Source organism: Streptomyces sp. NPDC003379 (assembly GCF_053589195.1).
Genome location: NZ_JBSFRK010000111.1, coordinates 3,414 through 5,190, shown reverse-complemented (window position 1 = coordinate 5,190; position 1,777 = coordinate 3,414). Strand labels below are relative to the sequence as shown.

Annotated in this window: 1 rRNA gene (running past one end of the window); it reads right to left on the bottom strand. The window is 56.2% G+C overall.

What is annotated here, in order from left to right:
- A 23S ribosomal RNA gene (locus ACWDVB_RS40070) occupies positions 1-1,777 on the bottom strand; its annotated part runs 1,375 nt beyond the window's last position; the annotation flags it as partial.

The following is a 1,777-nucleotide window of genomic DNA, read 5'->3' as shown; positions in this document are numbered from 1 at the left end:
ATCTGGCCTATCAACCCAGTCGTCTACTGGGAGCCTTAACCCCTCAAAGGGGGTGGGAATACTCATCTCGAAGCAGGCTTCCCGCTTAGATGCTTTCAGCGGTTATCCTTTCCGAACGTAGCCAACCAGCCATGCCCTTGGCAGGACAACTGGCACACCAGAGGTTCGTCCGTCCCGGTCCTCTCGTACTAGGGACAGCCCTTCTCAATATTCCTACGCGCACAGAGGATAGGGACCGAACTGTCTCACGACGTTCTAAACCCAGCTCGCGTACCGCTTTAATGGGCGAACAGCCCAACCCTTGGGACCGACTCCAGCCCCAGGATGCGACGAGCCGACATCGAGGTGCCAAACCATCCCGTCGATATGGACTCTTGGGGAAGATCAGCCTGTTATCCCCGGGGTACCTTTTATCCGTTGAGCGACGGCGCTTCCACAAGCCACCGCCGGATCACTAGTCCCGACTTTCGTCCCTGCTCGACCCGTCGGTCTCACAGTCAAGCTCCCTTGTGCACTTACACTCAACACCTGATTACCAACCAGGCTGAGGGAACCTTTGGGCGCCTCCGTTACTCTTTAGGAGGCAACCGCCCCAGTTAAACTACCCATCAGACACTGTCCCTGATCCGGATCACGGACCGAGGTTAGACATCCAGCACGACCAGAGTGGTATTTCAACGACGACTCCCCCGATACTGGCGTACCGAGTTCACAGTCTCCCACCTATCCTACACAAGCCGAACCGAACACCAATATCAAACTATAGTAAAGGTCCCGGGGTCTTTCCGTCCTTCTGCGCGAAACGAGCATCTTTACTCGTAGTGCAATTTCACCGGGCCTATGGTTGAGACAGTCGAGAAGTCGTTACGCCATTCGTGCAGGTCGGAACTTACCCGACAAGGAATTTCGCTACCTTAGGATGGTTATAGTTACCACCGCCGTTTACTGGCGCTTAAGTTCTCAGCTTCGCACACCCGAAAGTGCACTAACCGGTCCCCTTAACGTTCCAGCACCGGGCAGGCGTCAGTCCGTATACATCGCCTTACGGCTTCGCACGGACCTGTGTTTTTAGTAAACAGTCGCTTCTCGCTGGTCTCTGCGGCCACCCCCAGCTCACGGAGTAAATCCGATCACCGGTGATGGCCCCCCTTCTCCCGAAGTTACGGGGGCATTTTGCCGAGTTCCTTAACCATAGTTCACCCGAACGCCTCGGTATTCTCTACCTGACTACCTGAGTCGGTTTAGGGTACGGGCCGCCATGAAACTCGCTAGAGGCTTTTCTCGACAGCATAGGATCATCCACTTCACCACAATCGGCTCGGCATCAGGTCTCAGCCTTAATGTGCGACGGATTTACCTGCCACACGGCCTACACCCTTACCCCGGGACTACCATCGCCCGGGCTGGACTACCTTCCTGCGTCACCCCATCACTCACCTACTACAAGTCTGGTCCGTCGGCTCCACCACTTCCCTCAACTCCGAAGAGATCGGGACGGCTTCACGGACTTAGCATCGCCTGATTCGATGTTTGACGCTTCACAGCGGGTACCGGAATATCAACCGGTTATCCATCGACTACGCCTGTCGGCCTCGCCTTAGGTCCCGACTTACCCTGGGCAGATCAGCTTGACCCAGGAACCCTTAGTCAATCGGCGCACACGTTTCTCACGTATGTATCGCTACTCATGCCTGCATTCTCACTCGTGAACCGTCCACCACTGCCTTCCGGCGCAGCTTCACCCGGCACACGACGCTCCCCTACCCATCCCAGCAGG